This window comes from Ureibacillus endophyticus (assembly GCF_024159215.1).
GTDB lineage: Bacteria > Bacillota > Bacilli > Bacillales_A > Planococcaceae > Ureibacillus > Ureibacillus endophyticus.
In genome coordinates this window covers 1,278,668-1,298,046 of the sequence record NZ_JAMYWW010000001.1, presented here as the reverse complement: position 1 = coordinate 1,298,046, position 19,379 = coordinate 1,278,668, and the positions used below count along the sequence as shown (strand labels likewise).

At 36.4% G+C, this 19,379-nt stretch carries 15 protein-coding genes; 4 read left to right on the top strand and 11 right to left on the bottom strand.

Annotation, left to right across the window (positions count from 1 at the left end; translation table 11 throughout):
* Positions 1-309: 309 nt before the first annotated feature.
* The 4 genes from NKR20_RS06295 to NKR20_RS06285 all read left to right on the top strand — a co-directional run bounded on the left by NKR20_RS06295 (position 310) and on the right by NKR20_RS06285 (position 3,307).
* Positions 310-762 carry a chemotaxis protein CheX gene (locus NKR20_RS06295; RefSeq protein WP_121214533.1) on the top strand — a complete coding sequence of 151 codons (453 nt, stop codon included), beginning with the start codon at positions 310-312 and terminating at the stop codon, positions 760-762.
* Between the two features lie 208 nt (positions 763-970).
* Positions 971-1,093, top strand: a complete 123-nt coding sequence (locus NKR20_RS19395; RefSeq protein ID WP_281272156.1) for a hypothetical protein — start codon at positions 971-973, stop codon at positions 1,091-1,093.
* 29 nt (positions 1,094-1,122) lie between these two features.
* On the top strand, positions 1,123-1,623 hold the full coding sequence (locus NKR20_RS06290; protein ID WP_253424532.1) for a cytochrome c oxidase subunit II: 501 nt from the start codon (positions 1,123-1,125) through the stop codon (positions 1,621-1,623).
* Entirely contained in the window at positions 1,601-3,307 is a 1,707-nt protein-coding gene (locus NKR20_RS06285) for a b(o/a)3-type cytochrome-c oxidase subunit 1 (protein WP_253424529.1), read from the top strand. Before NKR20_RS06290 ends, NKR20_RS06285 begins: the two co-directional genes overlap by 23 nt.
* Positions 3,308-4,662: 1,355 nt before the next feature.
* Here the strand turns inward: NKR20_RS06285 and NKR20_RS06280 are convergent.
* The 11 genes from NKR20_RS06280 to NKR20_RS06230 all read right to left on the bottom strand — a co-directional run bounded on the left by NKR20_RS06280 (position 4,663) and on the right by NKR20_RS06230 (position 19,333).
* Positions 4,663-6,126, bottom strand: coding sequence for a class I adenylate-forming enzyme family protein (locus tag NKR20_RS06280; protein ID WP_121214536.1), 1,464 nt, complete (start codon positions 6,124-6,126; stop codon positions 4,663-4,665).
* 19 nt (positions 6,127-6,145) lie between these two features.
* The gene (fabG, locus tag NKR20_RS06275; RefSeq protein WP_121214537.1) at positions 6,146-6,886 is read right to left on the bottom strand and encodes a 3-oxoacyl-ACP reductase FabG; all 741 of its coding nucleotides are present in this window, start codon (positions 6,884-6,886) and stop codon (positions 6,146-6,148) included.
* Positions 6,887-6,896: 10 nt separating this feature from the next.
* Positions 6,897-7,784: an intracellular short-chain-length polyhydroxyalkanoate depolymerase gene (phaZ, locus tag NKR20_RS06270; RefSeq protein WP_121214538.1), complete on the bottom strand. Its 888-nt coding sequence runs from the start codon at positions 7,782-7,784 to the stop codon at positions 6,897-6,899.
* The gene (locus NKR20_RS06265; RefSeq protein WP_253424526.1) at positions 7,772-8,806 is read right to left on the bottom strand and encodes a 3-oxoacyl-ACP synthase; all 1,035 of its coding nucleotides are present in this window, start codon (positions 8,804-8,806) and stop codon (positions 7,772-7,774) included. Before NKR20_RS06265 ends, phaZ begins: the two co-directional genes overlap by 13 nt.
* Positions 8,803-9,810, bottom strand: coding sequence for a branched-chain amino acid ABC transporter permease (locus NKR20_RS06260; protein WP_121214540.1), 1,008 nt, complete (start codon positions 9,808-9,810; stop codon positions 8,803-8,805). Before NKR20_RS06260 ends, NKR20_RS06265 begins: the two co-directional genes overlap by 4 nt.
* Positions 9,807-10,679: a branched-chain amino acid ABC transporter permease gene (locus NKR20_RS06255; protein ID WP_121214541.1), complete on the bottom strand. Its 873-nt coding sequence runs from the start codon at positions 10,677-10,679 to the stop codon at positions 9,807-9,809. The genes NKR20_RS06260 and NKR20_RS06255 overlap by 4 nt, the downstream gene beginning before the upstream one ends.
* Positions 10,680-10,690: 11 nt before the next feature.
* Positions 10,691-11,398 carry an ABC transporter ATP-binding protein gene (locus NKR20_RS06250; RefSeq protein ID WP_253424524.1) on the bottom strand — a complete coding sequence of 236 codons (708 nt, stop codon included), beginning with the start codon at positions 11,396-11,398 and terminating at the stop codon, positions 10,691-10,693.
* Positions 11,373-12,149: an ABC transporter ATP-binding protein gene (locus tag NKR20_RS06245; protein ID WP_121214543.1), complete on the bottom strand. Its 777-nt coding sequence runs from the start codon at positions 12,147-12,149 to the stop codon at positions 11,373-11,375. Before NKR20_RS06245 ends, NKR20_RS06250 begins: the two co-directional genes overlap by 26 nt.
* A 100-nt stretch (positions 12,150-12,249) precedes the next feature.
* The gene (locus NKR20_RS06240; protein ID WP_121214544.1) at positions 12,250-13,506 is read right to left on the bottom strand and encodes a substrate-binding domain-containing protein; all 1,257 of its coding nucleotides are present in this window, start codon (positions 13,504-13,506) and stop codon (positions 12,250-12,252) included.
* A gap of 785 nt (positions 13,507-14,291) precedes the next feature.
* Positions 14,292-15,326, bottom strand: a complete 1,035-nt coding sequence (locus tag NKR20_RS06235; protein ID WP_253424521.1) for a hypothetical protein — start codon at positions 15,324-15,326, stop codon at positions 14,292-14,294.
* A gap of 815 nt (positions 15,327-16,141) precedes the next feature.
* Positions 16,142-19,333, bottom strand: a complete 3,192-nt coding sequence (locus NKR20_RS06230) for an AfsR/SARP family transcriptional regulator (RefSeq protein WP_253424518.1) — start codon at positions 19,331-19,333, stop codon at positions 16,142-16,144.
* Positions 19,334-19,379: the final 46 nt, after the last annotated feature.

Genomic DNA, 19,379 nt, shown 5'->3' with positions numbered 1-19,379 from the left:
TATTTGTATAATAGGATTAATACAATGGGGATTGAGTAGAAGCTATATCGGTGTAGTGTCATTATAAGTGGGGTTATGATTTAATTGTTCTTTTCCAAACATAAGTACCGATTCCTGCATAAATGACTAATGTTGCACCTACAAAAGCATAAACCATTATTCTACACCTCTTTTTTCGTTAATGAGAATCATTTTCATCCATTATATGAAAAAAGTCAGAATATCGTCAAGTTCATTTTAATATTTTTTGTATACGAATATGCTAAGTAAATGGTAATATGAAAAAAAGCATAAAAAAGGGTGTATAAAATGAATAATTCGAAACATATTCAAACAATCTTGAATGGGTCTATGCACTCATTAAAAACCATTCTTCCTTCAAATATTAACTTTCATGCACCATCCATTTTGTCAGAACCATACATACAGAAGGAAATGGGCGTTTTAATTGGTTTATTAGGGGATATTAAAGGGAGAGTTATTCTTGATAGTACTTCCGATGCATTTAGTGCAATTGGAGCTCAAATGTTTGGAATGCCTCTAGAAGGTGAAATGTTAGAATCATTTACTGGGGAATTTGGGAACATGTTCGCAGGGAATTTATGTACGCATGTAGGAACGGGAGAATTAAATATTGATATAACACCTCCTACTGTCATGGTTGGTCATACAAAATTATTCGGTTTCGAAAAATGCTTTAGACTCCCTACAACAATAGAAAATGCTGGAGCCCTAACGATTCTTTTTACGATCGATGAGTAGAGATAGATTAATATTTTCCTAAAATAGCTACTTTAACACACTATTATCTGGTAATAGTGTGTTTTTTGTTATTTATTTATAATATTTACCTTTCACATTAAATTCACATTTGGATATCCAAAGTGTGATTTTTTTCACATCACGAGAAAAAATTTTTTAATATGATGAGTTCGTGAAATAATATTTCTCTAATTTAGGAGGGAGCTTCATGGGGAAACACAATAAGTCCAACGATAATTTAAAAGGAACTCTTTACGCTACATTTGGCGTAGGAATTTCTATCATTATTCTTTGGGCACTTTGTTTCAATTTATTTATGGATCGATTTTAGAAGAATGATATTTAAGGAGGATCATCAACATGCACATACACAAGTATGAAAAATGGTGGCTAACATTTGGCGCAGCCATGCTGATTGCGTTTCTAGTTATTGTTGGTGTGAGCGCTTTTCATGGCGGTACGCATCCAAATAACTCAAAATGGACGATTAATTATGAAAAGGTAGATGAAATTGCACCTTTTGATAACCCTGGCGTACACAAAGTTGAAGGTAAAGATTGGGATTACGAAGTTGTTTTAGTTGCTTCGGCATTTAGTTATAACCCAATGGAAATTGAAGTTCCTGTTGGTTCAAAGGTACGATTTATCGCTACAACAAAAGACGTAGTTCATGGCTTTGAGGTTGCAGGAACAAATATTAACTTCATGTTAGAACCTGGTTATGTATCGGAAAAAATCACAACGGTTGATAAAGCCGGTGAATATGTAATCGTATGTAACGAATATTGCGGTACAGGTCACGCAATGATGTATTCTACACTTAAGGTGGTGGACGCAAATGACAACAGCAACAGTCACTAAAGAAATAACAAAGAAAAACGGTAGTAAAGAAACTTTCAAAGAAAAATTTGTTCAAGTTGATCGTCGAGACGCAAAACTTGCATTAGCCCATATTGTTGTAGCATTTATCGCATTATTTTTAGGTGGTTTTGCCGGTTTATTACAAGTATTTGTACGCTCTGGTCAATTTAAACTCCCTGCAGGAATTAACTATTATCAAATCTTAACTGTACACGGTGTATTATTAGGACTTATTTTAACAACATACTTTATTCTAGGCTTCCAAACTGCAGCAATCAGCCGCACATCTGGAGCACTTTCTAATAAACAACGTACGATTGGTTGGGCTGGCTTCTGGATTATGACAATCGGTACTGCCGCTTCAGCAACAATGGTCTTATTAAATGAAGCATCTGTTTTATATACTTTCTATGCCCCATTACAAGCACACTGGATCTTTTATTTAGGTTTAGCATTAGTCGTAGTAGGTTCATGGACAGTCGCATTAGCACAAGGTTTACGTTATATCCAATGGCGTAAGGAAAATAAAGGTCAAACATCTCCACTATTATCATTTATGGTTGTTGTAAACAATCTAATGTGGTTTGTCTGCACACTAGGCGTAGCAGCTGAAGTATTATTCCAATTATTACCTTGGTCTTTAGGCCTTGTTGAACGTGTCGATGTTCTACTATCTCGTACATTATTCTGGTATTTTGGTCACGCACTTGTTTACTTCTGGTTATTACCAGCATACATGATTTGGTATACAGTAGTACCTAAAGTCATTGGCGCGAAAATTTTCTCTGATTCACTAGCTCGTCTAGCGTTTATGTTATTCTTACTATTCTCAATCCCAGTTGGTGTTCACCATCAATTAACTGAACCAGGGATTGATGGATTCTGGAAATTCTTACAAGTTGTTTTAACATTCTTTGTAATTGTACCATCCCTATTAACTGCATTCTCTATGTTTGCTACATTTGAAATTCGTGGTCGCGAACTTGGTGGAAAAGGTATATTTGGCTGGTTCAAAAAATTACCTTGGAAAGATAGCCGTTTCTTATTACCATTTATCGGTATGGCTGCATTTATCCCTGGTGGTGCAGGGGGAGTTGTAAATGCTTCATACCAAATGAACGAACTAATCCATAATACAATTTGGGTAACAGGACATTTCCACTTAGCAATTGCAACAACAGTAGTATTAACATATTTCGGTGCAGCTTACTGGTTAATTCCACATTTAACAGGACGTGTTTTAACTAAAAAGATGAACGATTTAGCTGTAACATCTGGTATTATGTGGACGATTGGTATGTTCATTATGTCTGGTGCAATGCATATTGCTGGTTTATTCGGTGCTCCTCGTCGTTCTGAATACTCAACTTATGGTGGCTCTGAACAAGCAGCAGAATGGATTCCATACCAAATTGCGCAAGCAGTTGGTGGAACAGTATTATTCATTGCGATTATATTAATTATTGGTATCGTGATTAACTTAATTTGGTTTGCACCAAAAGGAGAAGAAGAGTTCCCTCTTGCAGAACTTTCACAAGGTGCTGAGAGAACACCAGCGATTCTAGAAAACTTTAAATTATGGGGTGTAATCTTGGTAGCCCTAATTCTAATTGCTTACACATTCCCAATCTTTGATATTATTAATAATTCTCCGCTTGGGTCAACTGGTTATAAGTTCTGGTAATAGTAGCCTTCCTGAACGAATTAATAGATTCGTTTGGGGAGGTTTTTTGTTTCCTTTTGGTAGGTACCAATTAAGCAATACAAATTCAATTTTAGGATATGACACATCTTTTTTCAATAAATTTTCCCATTTTAAAAGATACTTATTGGATACATCTTATAGATAAGTAAACAAAGGAAATTTAGTTGTTTTGATTGAGATTTTAATTAAGTTTTGTTTATGTGAGCGGACTTTAGTACACAAGCCGCAGAGCCAACTTGTGTTGTCTCTACGACTTCTCTTTGGGGCCAACACGATGTTGGTCATGGTGACAATGCCACACGATGTGGCGTTTTTGTCACCTGCTTGTGTAAAGGTCCGCTCACTTTTAATTCCACTTTCTAAAACTTCTAGATAATTTGCGCGGCTTACAGTGGTAGGCCGCGTCTACTTATCTAGAAATCGCTATAATTAATATGAAAAAATAATTAGATTGGGTTAGTAAATATTTGTACTTTTAATTTAGTTTTGTTGTTTTGTGAGCGGACTTAGCACACAAGCCGCAGAGCCAACTTGTGTTGACTCTACGACTTGTCTTTGGGGCCAACACGATGTTGGTCATGGTGACAATGCCACACGATGTGGCGTTTTTGTCACCTGCTTGTGGTAGAAGTCCGCTCACTATTTATGCTACCATCTAAAGCTATTATTATATTGCAAGGCTTAAAGTGGTAGGCCGCGTCTTCTTATCTAGAAATCTCTCTAATTATTATGAAAAAAATTAGATTGGGTTAGTAAATATTTGTACTTTTAATTTAGTTTTGTTGTTTTGTGAGCGGACTTAGTACACAAGCCGCAGAGCCAACTTGTGTTGTCTCTACGACTTGTCTTTGGTGCCAACACGATGTTGGTCATGGTGACAATGCCACACGATGTGGCGTTTTTGTCACCTGCTTGTGATAGAAGTCCGCTCACTATTTTTTACACCTTCTAAAACTTCAAGATTTACTACGCGGCTTACTGTGGTTGGCCACGTCTTCTTATTTAGATATCTCTTTATTACAAACAAAAAATTAGATTCAAGTTATTCCTTTTTTACTTTTATAAAATTTTAGTGAGTTGTAAGCGGATTTGGCCCACAAGCCGCAGAGCCACTTGTAGTTGCCTCTACAGCTTGTTTAGGTGTTTGTGTTAGGTCCGCTCACTATTTTTTTTACACCTTCCAAAACTTCTAGATTTATTGCGCGGCATAGATGGTTGGCCGCGTCTTCTAATATAAAATTCTATCTTTTTGAGGTGAAGTAAGTTGTTCTTTAATATCTTTCTTATCACTAAAAATATATCAATTTATTTTTATTAAAATAAAAACGATCTGCTTATACAGATCGCTCTATTAGTTGTTTTTTGTCGATTTTGCCTACGTGGGTTTTTGGTAGTTCTTCCACGAAGTCGATTTGTTTGGGTACTTTGTATACTCCTAGTTGTGTTCTACATAGTGCTAGGATGTCATCTTTCATTTCAGGTGAAGGATTTTTACTTACAATGAATGCTGTGACGATTTCACCCCATTTTTTATCGGGTATACCTACTACTGCTACTTCTTTCACTTGGGGATGGGTAATGATGCATTGTTCCACTTCTTGAGGGTAAACATTTTCCCCTCCAGTGATGATCATGTCTTTTTTACGACCAACAATGTAAATGTCGCCATCTTCATCCATTTTTGCTAAATCGCCTGTTTTTAACCAGCCATTGTCCAAACTCTTCGCTGTTTCTTTTTCATTGTTCCAATATTTTGTGAAGACATGTTTTCCTTGAAGGTATAACTCCCCTACTTCATTTACTTTACAAATTGCGCCTTCCTCGTTTCGTATCTGAACGGAATTAAATAGCATACTTTTCCCAACGGATCCTTTTTTCTTGGCTGCGAGCTCCGGTGAAATGTAAAAGTTGTTAGGTCCAGCTTCTGTCAGGCCATAGCCTTCTTTAAATTGAAGTCCCTTTTTGGCAAAATGGTCGTAAATAGTTTTAGGACAGGGTGCCCCACCGGATAAAAATACTTTTACTGTGGGAAAAGTGGACTCTTTGAAATAATCCGTATCCACCATGCCTTGATACATTGTCGGTACGAATAGAGAAATCGTTGTCTTGTAATCATTCACAGCACGAATTGCTTCTTCTGGGTTGAACTTATTGCCGATTACAACTGTGCCACCCACCATTAAAATTGGCAATGCAAGAGCGTTGATTCCACCTGTATGAAATAGAGGCATATAGTTTAACGTACAATCTGAAGGTTCAAGTCCCCAACTTACAATCGTGTTTAATGCATTACAGTTCACTGCATCAAAGGAAAGGACAACGCCTTTAGGTTTCCCGGTTGTTCCCCCAGTGTATATCATTAACCATGGATCGCTACCGCTCATACTTGTAGATTGATAGTCAGCTTTTTCTTCGCTGCACTGTAAAGTAAAAGTATGTTGAAAAATACGTTTCCCCAATTGTTCAAATTTGTGATCTGTTAATAGTAATGATGGTGTACAATCTTCAATTATATGAATTAATTCTTTTTCAGCGAGTCGCCAATTTAAGGGAACAAAGATGAAGCCGCCCAATCCGCAAGCAAAAAGTATCGGGAAGAAGTCGATACTATTTTCTGCAATAAGTGCCACACGACTTCCCTTTGATAGTCCCTTTTTCTGCAAAACATTAAGCCATTTTAAGGTTTCATTTGCTAACTCTTTATAAGTCCACTGCCTATTTGTTTGGATATCGATTAATGCAATTTTGAAAGGTGTTAAACTAGCTCTTTTTAAGATCCAAGACTCGCTATTAAGCATTTCAAACACCCTCCTATCATCACATCATTATTCCGCCATCAACATGTAATACATGACCTGTAATATAACTTGATTCGTCCGATGCTAAAAATAAATAGGCATTGGCAATATCCTTGGGTTCTCCTAAACGTTGTAATGAAACAATGGATTCCATATGATTCAAGACTTTTTCTGGCATCTTTTCAACCATATTTGTCCTCGTAAAGCCTGGTGCAACAGCATTGACATTAATGCCTTTTCTACCAAATTCCTTTGCCCAAGTTTTTGTCATCCCTACAACCGCCGCTTTTGTCGCCGCATAGTTCGTTTGACCAACATTGCCATAGACCCCACTAACTGAGGATGTATTGATTATCTTGCCATAACCTTTTTCAATCATATAAGGCACAACTGCTTGGGTACAGTTGAATACCCCTTTTAAATTGACATCTAACACTCGATTAAAATCTTCTTCTGTCATTTTCACGAGCATAGCATCTCGCGTAATTCCTGCGTTATTGATTAAAATATCAATCTTTGAATATTTTGATAGTACTTGTTGAACCATCGTTTTAACACTTGCTAGGTCCGCCACATTCACTTGAAGAAATGTCACATCAAACCCCTGTTCAAGAAATTGGGATTCTACTTGTTTGCCACTTTCTGCATCATAATCAGCAATCACTACTTTTGTCCCTTCATTTAGAAACACTTCTGCTGCAGCTTTACCGATTCCATTTGCTCCACCTGTAATAATTGCTACTTTATCTTTTAATCGCAAAATGCCCACCTCAATCTTTCAAAAATTGTTCAATCGCATTTTTCAGCTGGTCTAAATCGTCTAATAATGGAGAATGGCCACAGTTTACTAGCTTTACAACTTTCGCCTTCTCACCGAAATCTTCAATTAATTCCTCTGTCATATTACCTGGCACAACATAATCTCTTTCGCCATAGAGAATAAGTACTGGAATTAGAATTTTATCAATTTCACCAGTACCTTTTGCTGCTTCATTGTCGTGATGACTAATGTTGAAGGTATTTAAGACATGGTACACATCCGCTAAATTTCGTTGCGTCAGCATATCATCAACATACTCTTCATATTTTTGTTCATCTGGTTGGTTATGAGTATAGATGACAGCGTTCCAAACTGCCTTTAAGCCATCTCGATTTTTTGTATCGTATAAACCTTGCATTGGAATTGTTTTGCCAATGTCGTTTTCGATTTCAGCAATTGTCTTTAGTCGAATTGTACTTTGAGTGCCGTCTTCATTTGTTTGATAAAATGGATACCCCCGTGTAGATGCGGATGCAAGTAGCATTAATTTATTGCATAGTCCTGGGTAGTCAGCACAAAACTGCATCGCTACTGCTCCACCAGTGGACCAACCTAGTAAACTAAAGTCTTTTAATCCTAATGAATCCACGAAACTTTTTAAGTCATCACTAAAATCCCGCATATGGGTAATTCTATTTTTATAAGTAGACGCTCCAAAGCCGCGCAAATCTGGAGCAATAATCGTATAGCGAGGATCGAAATTTTCTATTAATACATCCCAATGTTTTGAAGAAGTCATATTACCATGAACAAAAATACAAAGTTCTTCTCCCCCGATTCGCTCACGGTAAGAAAGAGTTTCACCATTTGGTAATTCAACATATTTTAATTCACCCATGCCTCTGTCTCCTTTCGTTTCCCCCATTGGATAGTTGTTGCACCCCATGCATACCCAATTCCTGCACTAACTAATGTTACGATATCTCCTTCTTTAATTTTGCCCTCATCTAATGCTAGTTTTAGAGATAGTAACTGATCAATTTGACCAATATGGCCGTACTTCGATAAATAAATTGAGTTTTCTTCTTTTAAATCGAATACTTTTAACACATAATCATGGGCAGATTTTTTCATATGAAGCATGGCTAAATAGGATAAGTCTTCCTCTTTAAAGCCGCTTTTCATTAAAGAATTTCGAATAACTTTAATAAAATTATCTAGGGATCTCTGTTCAAGCCTTGTTTTCATGCCTTCTGGGTCGGTTACGTCAAAACGATATAATCCTTGTTCAAGTAAAAGTGGTGTTAAAGGCTGTTTTGTCCCTCCAACTGGAATCAACACATCTTCTGAAAAAGAGCCATCTGTAATTAAATCCGATTCATACACAATATTCTCCATTGCCCCTTTTTGCAAAATAAGTGCGCCTCCACCAGCACCTAAATTAAACATAAATCGCGTTCTTGGGTTGTTAAAATCGATTAAATCGTGATTACGATAGCCCCCTGCGAGAAGGACCGTGTTTATATCTTCATCTGAAGCCATTAAACTTTTCGCTAATTTTATCGCTAGTATTGCAGTTCCGCATCGCAACTGGGTATCAAAAGCCCAAGCATTCGTAGCCCCGATTTCTTCTTGGATTTTGATTCCTGCAGTCCAAAGCGGATATTCTTTATGCTCCTCTCCAAAATAAATAACCACATCGATTGCTTTTGGATTAATATTGGCGTTTTGAATCGCCTCTTTTGCAGCACATATGGCCATTTGCACAGTATGATCGTCTTCACCTGCAATCGTTTTTTCTTCAATACCCATCTTTGTTTGGACGATATGAACTGGGATATTGGCAAGTCGAGCAATTTCTTCACTAGTCATGCGTTTGTCTGGTAAATAAACTCCTAATCCGATAATTCCTACGTTCATTTCGATCGCTCCTTCGATTCAGGTAAAGGGACTTGATCACGCTGCTTCCATTTTGAAATTTTTGTTAGGATGGAACCTACAATACCTTTTGGGAAGAACACAACCGCCAAAATGTAGATGATTCCAAAGAAAATAATCCATCGTTCAAAAATTGGATAATCCCTTGCTAATCCGGACAAGTAATGTTGTGCAAATTCAATAACAACAGAACCGACTAATGGACCAACTAATGTGCCAACTCCTCCGATGATGGTCATCAGTAATGCATCAAGGGTAATATCCATCGTCATCATACTCGTATTGACAAAGCGTAATGAAATCGCATAAAGTGACCCTGCTAAACTAGCAATCACACCAGCCACAATTGAAGAAATCACTTTGTAGTGTAATGTTTTAAAACCAAGTGATCTTGTACGTTGTTCGTTTTCCCGAATGGCAATGAGTACACGCCCTAATGGTGAATTCACAAATCTTCGCAGTATGAGAAAAACAATTACAAGACAAGCAAGAACACAAAAATAAAAGACGATACGATCTTTAAACACATCTGGTGCTCTAAAAGTAAACCCGTCATTTCCTTTCGTTACACTACGCCATTTTTCTGCAACCACTAGTAGTAGCCCAGAGATTGCTAGTGTTAACATTGCAAAGAAATGGCTTTTTAATCGTAAAGTTAACAATCCAACAAAGAAACTTAGAATCCCTGCTAAAACCATTCCAACGACAATGGAGCCGATAAATACAGGAATCGTTGGCTGAATTTCCTTTAACATGATCGCTGTTGAATAGGCACCGATTCCAAAGAACATAGCATGGCCAAAGGAAACAATTCCTGTGTAACCTAGTAAAATGTCATAGCTCATCGCCAATATGCCAAAAATAAAGATTTGCGTTAATAAAATCGTTAACGTTCTAGAATCTGCAACAAAAGGGAAAGCCACTAAAACAACTAGAAGTATGGCAAAAATGATATTTTGCTTCGATAATAATGCCGGTTGATTCATGTACTTTCCCTCCTAATCATTGAAAATAGACCTTGTGGACGGAAGATGAGTACAATAGCCATAAGAATCATGTTTACTGCTAAGGATAAATATGGAACATAGTAAGCCATGAAACTACCTGCTAACCCTACTAAAATGGCAGCAAGCAACGATCCTGAAAAACTTCCCATTCCACCGATAACCACAACGATAAATCCTAAAATGGCAAATTCCATCCCCATCTCTGCATAAATCGAACCTGAATATGGAGCCATCAACATTCCACCTAATGCAGCAAGGGAGGCACCCGTCATGAAAACAAATAAAAATACTCGTTTAATATTAATGCCCAATGCTTGAACCATTTCTTTATTAATTACTCCTGCACGTACGATAAGCCCGATTTTCGTACGAGTTAAAATATAATGGAAGATACCAAAAATAATAAAACCAACGACAATGATAAATACTCGGTACTTAATGACAATGACTTCACCGATTTCCCAACTGCCTGCTAAATAACTTGGCACAGTCACAGGAATGGCATTCGGTCCAAATGCTACTTTAATCATCTCTTGTAGGACTAGCATAAATCCGAGGGTAATTAAAATTTGTTGAACGTGATTGCCATATACCGGTGTAATAATTAATTTTTCCATAATGAACCCTAAAATGATTCCGGTAAGAATGGAAACTACAATACCAATGAGAAAACTTTCTGTATAGGCATAGGTAACTACACCTGTATAAGCTCCCCAAACGAAGAGACCACCATGTGCGAAATTCAACACATCCATCAAACCAAATATTAATGTTAAACCGGCAGCAAGAAGGAAAATTAACATTCCAGTTGCTAGGCCATTTATAACGAGACTAATTAATAAATCCATCCCATTTCCCCCTAGCCGATACCTAAATATTTTTGTTTTAGTTCATCGTTTTGAATTAACTCACTCATTTCCCCACTCCGAACCGTTCTGCCATCATCAATGAGAGTGTATATGTCGCCAATATTGCTTGCCATTAAGAAGTTTTGTTCGACAAGGACAATGGTTGTTTGTTTTTTCATCTCCACAATCGCTTCCATAACCTTTTCTATCACGATCGGCGCTAATCCTTTTGAAGGCTCATCGATTAACAGCAATTTGCTATCATTTACAAATGCCCTCGCCATCGCAAGCATTTGTTTTTGCCCACCCGATAAATTTCCCCCTGCTTTTTTCCAAAACTTTTTCAAGTCAGGGAAAAGATTTAACACATATTCTTGCTTTTCCATTATTTCAGGCGTTTCTTTTCTAATCGCTACTTTTAAATTTTCCTCTACCGTTAATTGGCCAAAGATTCCTTGATTTTCAGGGACATATCCAATCCCTAAATTGGCTATATCATAGGTTGGTTTTTTAGTAATATCTTGATTTAAATAATGAACCGCACCACTGGATGCAGGGGTTAACCCCATAATTGTTTTTAAAGTAGTCGTTTTCCCCGCACCGTTTCGACCAAGTAAAACAGAGACTTCCCCTTCCTTCGCTTCAAAGTCAATCCCTTGTAAAATGTGATATTGACCTATATGAGTATGGATATTATGAAGTTTCAACAAGTTCTCCATCGTAAAGTCCCCCTAAATATGCATTTTGAACGGTTGTATTATTCATAATTTCAGTTGGCGTCCCATCAGCAAGGAGCTTGCCATTAAAAAGCACCATGATAGAATCGGATAAATCTAAAATCATATCCATCTTGTGTTCGATTAGTAGAATGGTTTTATTCCCTTGTTCTTTAATGGATTTAATCACTTCTAAAATTGCAGGTACTTCTTCTAAGGACATTCCAGCTGTAGGCTCATCAAGTAATAATACTTCTGTATCAAGGGCGAGTAGCATGGCAATTTCCAATTTTCGTTTTTCTCCATGGGACAATTGACTTGCAATGGCATGGATTTTATTCGATAACAATACTTGATCTAACAGTTCCACAGCTTTTTCTGTAATCTTTTTATAATGTAAATAATGTTTTAAGAAGTGGAATCGAACCTTTTCTTTTGATTGAACAGCAAGGCGAACATTTTCTAAAACCGTTAAGTTCGGAAAAACATTTGTAATTTGAAAGGAACGTCCCAATCCGATTCGCGTCCGTTCAATGGAAGATAATTTTGCAATGGATTGCCCTTTAAAAAACACATCCCCTTCAGTTGGTTTCAGTTCACCGCTTATTAAATTGAAAAAAGTCGTTTTCCCCGCACCATTTGGCCCAATGATGGATTTAAAGTGTTTTTCAGGCATTTCAAAGTTCACTTTATCAACTGCTTTATGACCACCAAATTGAATGGATAAGTTTTCAGTTCGAATAATTGGTTCCATGTGTTACTCCTCCCCCTTCAAATCTGTCCCTCTTAAAATCTTCTAAATTGAAAAGATTTTAAGAGAAACAGATCAAATGAATGATCTGTTCTCTATTTGATTAATTTAAGATTGGTGGCTCTGTTTCTTCCGGTGATAATTCACGAATTAACACAGGTACTGGATAATCCACACCATCTACTTTTTCTAAACGAATTGAATACATTGTTTGTAATGCTTGGTGATCTTCTTTACGGAAAGTCATTGTTCCTTTTGGCGTTTCAAAGGACATCCCTTCCATTAACGGAATTAGTGTATTGCCATCCGCATCCCCACCAGATTTTTCTAAAGCTTCCACAATGGCAATAGCTGCTGAGAAACCACCTGGTGTGAACAGGTCAGGTACTTCACCGTTATGACGTTTTTTATGTTCTTCTACTAACCAATCATTTACTGGATTTTGTGGTAGTGTGTGATAGTAAACCGAGAACCCTTCCATTCCCACTAGAGGACCCATCATTTGTAACGCGACAATGTCTGGTGCACCAGTAGAAATTTTGATACCGTTTTCTTGTAGCTTCATGTCCGCAATTTGATTCCAAGGCGAGTTTGCCCCTGCCCAAACAACAAATAAATAATCAGGTTTTGCTTCAATAATTTTTTGTAAGTTTGATGTGAAATCCGTTGCTGCTGGATCTGCATATTCCTCCACGACAATTTCAGCTCCTAATTTTTCTGCAGCTGTTTTAAATGCCGCAACACCATCCCAACCAAATGAGTAGTCCGGTGCAAAGGTTGCAATTTTCACACCATCGCCAGCAATGGCTGCAGCTGCTGCATACGCATCTTGTGAAGAGTTACGTGCTGTACGGAAAATGTATGGATTAAATTCGGAACCTGTAATACTGTCCGCTACTGCTGGTTCAACGATCATAATTTTTTCGTATTCTTCCGCAAGTGGTAGTACAGCTAATGTATCGCCTGAGCTGGAAGAACCAACTAAGAAGTCAACACCATCATCTTCTAATAGTTTTGTAGCTTTCTGAACCGCTACTTCCGGTTTTGTTTCAGTATCTTCCCAAATGACTTCGATTTTCTTACCTGCGACTTCCATCGTGCCATCCGTTGCATATTCTAAACCAAGTTCAAATCCCTTTTGCGTTTGTTTTCCATAAGATTCAAGTGCGCCTGTTAATGAGGCTAAAACACCGACTTTGATTGTGCCGCCCTCTGTTGTGGCTTCAGTCCCCTCTGCCTCTCCCCCTGTTGTAACCGTTTCATCCGAGTCCTTCGTTGCCGATTGTTCATCACTACTACAAGCTACCAACATCAGTACGACTAATCCCATGATGAAAAATAATGACCAAAACTTCTTCATCCGATTACCCCCTATCCTTTTATAAAGCGCTTACATTGCTTTGAATATAAGATACTAAATAGGAGTTACAAATTGGTTACACAAAAAAGAAGCTGTATAGAGACAGCTTCTTTTTTGCTGCACCGAAAGCGAAGCGGCAGGTGCAAAAAACCCCGGATAGGATATCGATTTTTTCTGCGCCGAAAGCGTAGCAACAGGTGCAAAAAAAATTTGGTTTATATTTATAAAAGCAGTTCGATCTAATAAAGATTCAAAATTGAGTGTTGTTATGTGAGAGGACTCAGCACACAAGCCGCAGAGCCAACTTGTTGTTGTCTCTACAGCTTGTCTTTGTGCTTGTGTTAAGGTCCTCTCACAATTGTTCCACTTTCTAAAACTTCTAATTTGTTACGCGGCTTACAGTAGTAGGCCGCGCTTTCTAATTGCAAGATTGCTTCTGTCACGTCAACAAAAAATGGGTTAAAACAAAGTTCATACTATTACTTGCTATTTTCATAGACTCAAAAATTAGTTTTTTATAATCCGCTTATTTGTATTATGCAAATATACAGAAGAAAGAGCATTAACTACAGAAGCACCTTTAGAGTAACCCTTTTTATAACCAACTTATCCAAATTTACTACCCGCATGAATTGAGTATCACGCATATTATATTCACCAAATTAACTTCTTAAATTCATCACAATTTTCATATTCATCATCAAGAACCTACACCTTGTCTTTTAAATATAAAAAAACGACTCAATTTTAACAGAATTGAATCGTAAACTTATTAATATATTAAACTATGTTCTTTCTCCTCCTGAATACCAATCATCTTTATAATCAACATCATCTTTTGGGCTTTTTTTATGTTCAATGTAAATATCAGTTTTATTATCTGAAGATTCTGTTTTTACTTCAATTTCTTCATATTCATTATGAATATGAATTTCAGGGGTATCATCACTAAAACACAATACTATAGTTATAATGGAACTTACGACCGATAATACTTGAAACAAAATATTATTAACAATTTTTGTATCAAGTACATTATATCCCAATTGCAACTTATCAACCAATTGTTTCCAAATTGTAATATAATTTGAAAGCCACGATACAACTTCATCTGTTGATTCATCAGTATTTTGATTATCTTCAATTTCATTGTAAATAGTCGAAAATGTTGTATCGACAACTACTAGACTTTCACCGAATTGGAATTTACCAACACTAACCTTTTCCATTAACTCTTGTAGCTGTTTATATACAGAACTTCCCAAAACCTTTTCCATTGCTTGTTGTTGCTGTTTTAATTTATCTAAAACTGAATTTCTACTATATTTTTCATTTAACTGCTGTTGCTGTTTATATACAGAACTTCCCAAAATCATTTCCTTTAACTTCTGTTGTTCTTTATATACAGAACTGCCTAAAATCATTTCCTTTAACTTCTGTTGTTCTTTATATACAGAACTGCCCAATACCTTCTCCATTAACTGCTGTTGTTCTTTATATACAGAACTTCCCAATACCTTCTCCATTAACTTCTGTTGTTCTTTATATACAGGACTGCCCAATACCTTCTCCATTAACTGCTGTTGTTCTTTATATATAGGGCTGCCCAATACTTTCTCCATTAACTGCTGTTGTTCTTTATATACAGGATTGCCCAATACCTTCTCCATTAACTGCTGTTGTTCTTTATATACAGGATTGCCCAATACCTTCTCCATTAACTGCTGTTGTTGTTTCAATGAATCTAAAACCGTATTACCCAAGATCTTTTCCATTGCTTGTCGTTGCTTATTTTCATCAAATAAATTTTTGTAGCTCATAAATATACTACTCCTTATTTTGATATAAATGAATATACCAGAATATTACTTATATTACTAATTAAGCTACAACGAATTTATGAAAAATAACACTGCATTAACATTAATAACTAATCATTATTTTGCTATTTTTTATTGTATCGTAATTCATCATTTTAAATTGCTTTAATTATGTATTTTTCTAAAAATGCTCTAAACCATTGATATTACTGCATTTCAATCGTATGCTGCTTTTCATAGCATTTATATTAGAAAAAGCTAAGCATCTGTTCACGAAAAGCATCCTAATTGATGAATTGAAAAGAAATGAATTAGTTATTGTGGAAGTGAAAAAATTAATATCGTGTATTATGCAAGTTATGATGTAGAAAAAACGCTGCTCTTAAAGATTCTCGGCTTCGATAGAACTTGCAGTATTATTTGAGAAAAATAAACCAACTTGATGTCACCAATCTAAGTTCCTTCTTTTTCAACTATTTCAGTAGAATACCTACATTGAGGATACGCGGCCTACCACTGTAAGCCGCGCAATATATCGAGAATTTATTAGAAGGCGTACCTAGATGTGAGAGGACATTGCAACAAGCAGGTGACAAAAACGCCACATCGTGTGGCATTGTCACCATGACCAACATCGTGTTGGCCCCTAAGACAAGGCGTAGAGACAACTACTAGTTGGCTCTGCGGCTTGTGTGCTTAGTCCTCTCACTACAAACGACTCTCATTTGAATTTCTATTAGAATAAATCTCAAGAAGCGAACTGTAACAAGAAAAAAACACCAACGCAAACAGAACCCTCATAGATTCTGTCTGCATTAGCGTGAAATCATTTCGTACACTTGGATTGTCGTTTCCATTGGCTCGATGTTTAATTCTTCCTCCAACACTTCCACACATTTCTCATACCATCGAACTGCTTGAGGACGGTTATTTTGATGGTAGTAGGCTAACATAAGCAATCGATAGCCCTCTTCCCACGTGCTATCAAGTTGAAGTAGTTTCTCTGCCCATTCTATTGTCGATTGATAATCTTCTAGCTCCGCATAAATTTGAGCAATCTTTTCATTTACCAAAATAACAAGTTTATGAAATTCAGCTCTTTTCCCTTCTACCCATTGGAAAGACGATAAATCTTCTAATACTGGTCCTTTGTACATGCTGTATGCCTTTAAGAGTAACTCCAATGCAAAATGCGTGTTTTTTTCATTTAATCCTAACTTCGCAAACTTCTCGAAAAATTCCATATCCGAGGAAAATGCTATAACAGGATGTAATTTATACATTGATTGCTTTCTTAAAATATATGGACTATCATCACGAGCTAAACGATCTGGCTGTAGCACTTTTAAACAAGCATTGTAGGCCACTTTAAAATCGCGGTTCATGGATTGTTCATCACTATTTGGCCATAACGTATGCATTATCTCTTCCTTTGCCACAAAGCGATTTCGATGAAAATATAAATATAAGAACAATTCCTTCGCTTTTTCCCGTTTCCACTCTTTATCTACTATTTCCAATCCATCTCGCTTCATTGTAAATGGTCCCAAAACACGCAAGGCAAAAGTATGCTTTGGAATTAAACTATCTGGATGTAATTGGAGAAATTGTGCAATTTGTTGAATGTTTTGGTCATTCGGCTTCGTTTGTAAAGCATAACTCACCGTCTCCCAAAAACTTAAGAATCGTTCTGGACCGAATAAAGTTCGTTTATTTAAAAAGAAGTAAAAATTATGTTCACTACATAACGAAGCAAATGATTCGAAGCATTGCATAAATTCTTGAGTATCACCATTTTTATAAGCAATGTAGGAAAGCCAAAAATTAGTCACCATCATCCCGTAATAATCAGGACTTATCTCAAATAATTTTTTTGCCTTCTCCGCGCATTTCTTCGCTTCTCCTAAATTATTATTCTCTAAATGAATAATCGTAGAAGCTGTAAGTAATAGTGCGGTTACCCATTGATCCTGCGCTTTTTCTGTTTCATACAAACCTATTTTTACAAAAGATAATGCCTCATGAAGAACACCTTGTTTTATCTTTACGATCGCTAAACCTAAATAAGATTCTGCTTTTGCCCTTGAAACATGAATCTCGTCCATTATTTCAATTGCTTTTAAATAACAAGTTTCAGCTTCTTCTAAAAGCAAGGGATTTAATACCCAAGTTGCATGTCCTTTTCGTAAATAGGCTACCGCCAATGAAAACTGGGAATAATCTTGCAAACTATTATGAATTGTATTTATGGAACAGCGTAATGCCTCTTCATTTTCTCCTAGTAAAGATAGGATTAAAGCATGTAACACATCGGATTCACGATGGGCATCTAATGAATAATTATGTTCATTTTCCCTTTGTTGAATGAGTTTCCTTGCTTGAGCCAGTTTACCTTGCCTTAGCAAAATTCGAACGTCTAAATTTCCTTGGGCTAACACTTGTTCAGGAAGTCCTTTTGAAAGAACCCATTCTTCCGCTTCCCCAGCTCTACCTAAATTCACTAGGTTTTCAGCATATTGACGTTGCAATAAGTGAAGTTCTTCCGTATCCATTTCTACCGTGTCAACAAGATGCAATGCATTCATTAAATATTTTTGTGCAAAAGCAGGCTGAATCGTATCTAAATAAATATGGGCAATTCCAGCATTTGCCTTTAAAATATAAAAACGATCTTGTTGCTCAGTTGCAAATTTCATACATTTTTCATAGGCTTTTTTTGCTTTTTCATATTGCGCCCGATATCGCTGGCACTCGCCTTCGAAAAAATATAACGGATAAAAATGCTTTCTCGTATCTTCCCCTAGTTCCTTCACTCTTTCTAAAAAATAATCAAACTGACCTGCACGGATAAAGGTTGTTGCAAAAGACATTAATGTATTTGCAATGAGCTCTTCATCATTAGATTTGAATGCATGATATAACGCATTTACAGGGTCTTTTTGATGGGAAAAATAGTTTGTTGCCTGCTTTTGTAGTTCTGTCCATTGTTCATAATCTTTTTCCTGGAATTTCACCTCAAGAAATTGCTTAAAAAGCGCATGAAAACGAAACTCCTGAAAACCAACTAGGGGCTGTATAAATGCATGATATTTTACAAGTTCCTTTAATTGCGTGGCCATTTCTTTATTGTAAAACGTTTCAATGAGCTGTAAGGAAAACGTTTGGAAAATACTATATTTTAATAATGCTTCCTGTTGTGCATCATTTAAATTTTCAAATACCTCTTCTGATAAGTAGGAAAAGAAGTCTTGTAAAGAAAACTTAGCAATCTCTTGAATGGGTAGGGTGCTTTCTGTTGATTGCATTGCTAATAGCAAAATGACAATCGGCCATCCCTCAGTCAAAGTTAGAATATTATTGACTTCTTCTTTTGATAGTTTTCGATCAAAAAAATCTTCAAATAAGATTTCCACTTCTTCTGCCGAAAAAACAAAGTCTTCCTCTTTACACTCTACTAAATTAGCATTCATTCGTAATGGCAAAATGCATTTCCAATTTGGATAAATTCGCGATGCCACGATAAAATGAATGTGTGGTGGTAAATGTTCGATGATTTTATCCATAATATAATTGATTTGAAACACATGATTTACTAGATGAAAATCATCAATAATCACAAATAAAGGTTCTTCTATCTTACAAAATTCATTAATAAAGGTACGATATAGTTTGTTCAAATCTTCTACTTTCGGAAAGCTAGAAAAATGATCCCATTCTTCAATTTCTTTCCCAAAGGAAGGATTCACCCGTTGAATACTATAAAATAAATGCCTTAAAAAAGGCAAAATGTCATCATCATCTTCCGTTACCTGATACCAAGAGAAGCGCTGATTTTGAGTGGTCATTAATTGGGCAAGGGCTGATGTTTTTCCAAAGCCTGCTCCACTGTGTACAACGGTTAATTTGACATGGACACTTTTTGATAGTTTTTTCAGCAAACGACTTCTGTGTAAATAATGAATAGATGGATCTGGCGGGATAAGTTTTGAGAGTAATACATGGTTCAAAACGAAAACCCCCTTTCATTATTCATAATATTCAAATCATTTTATC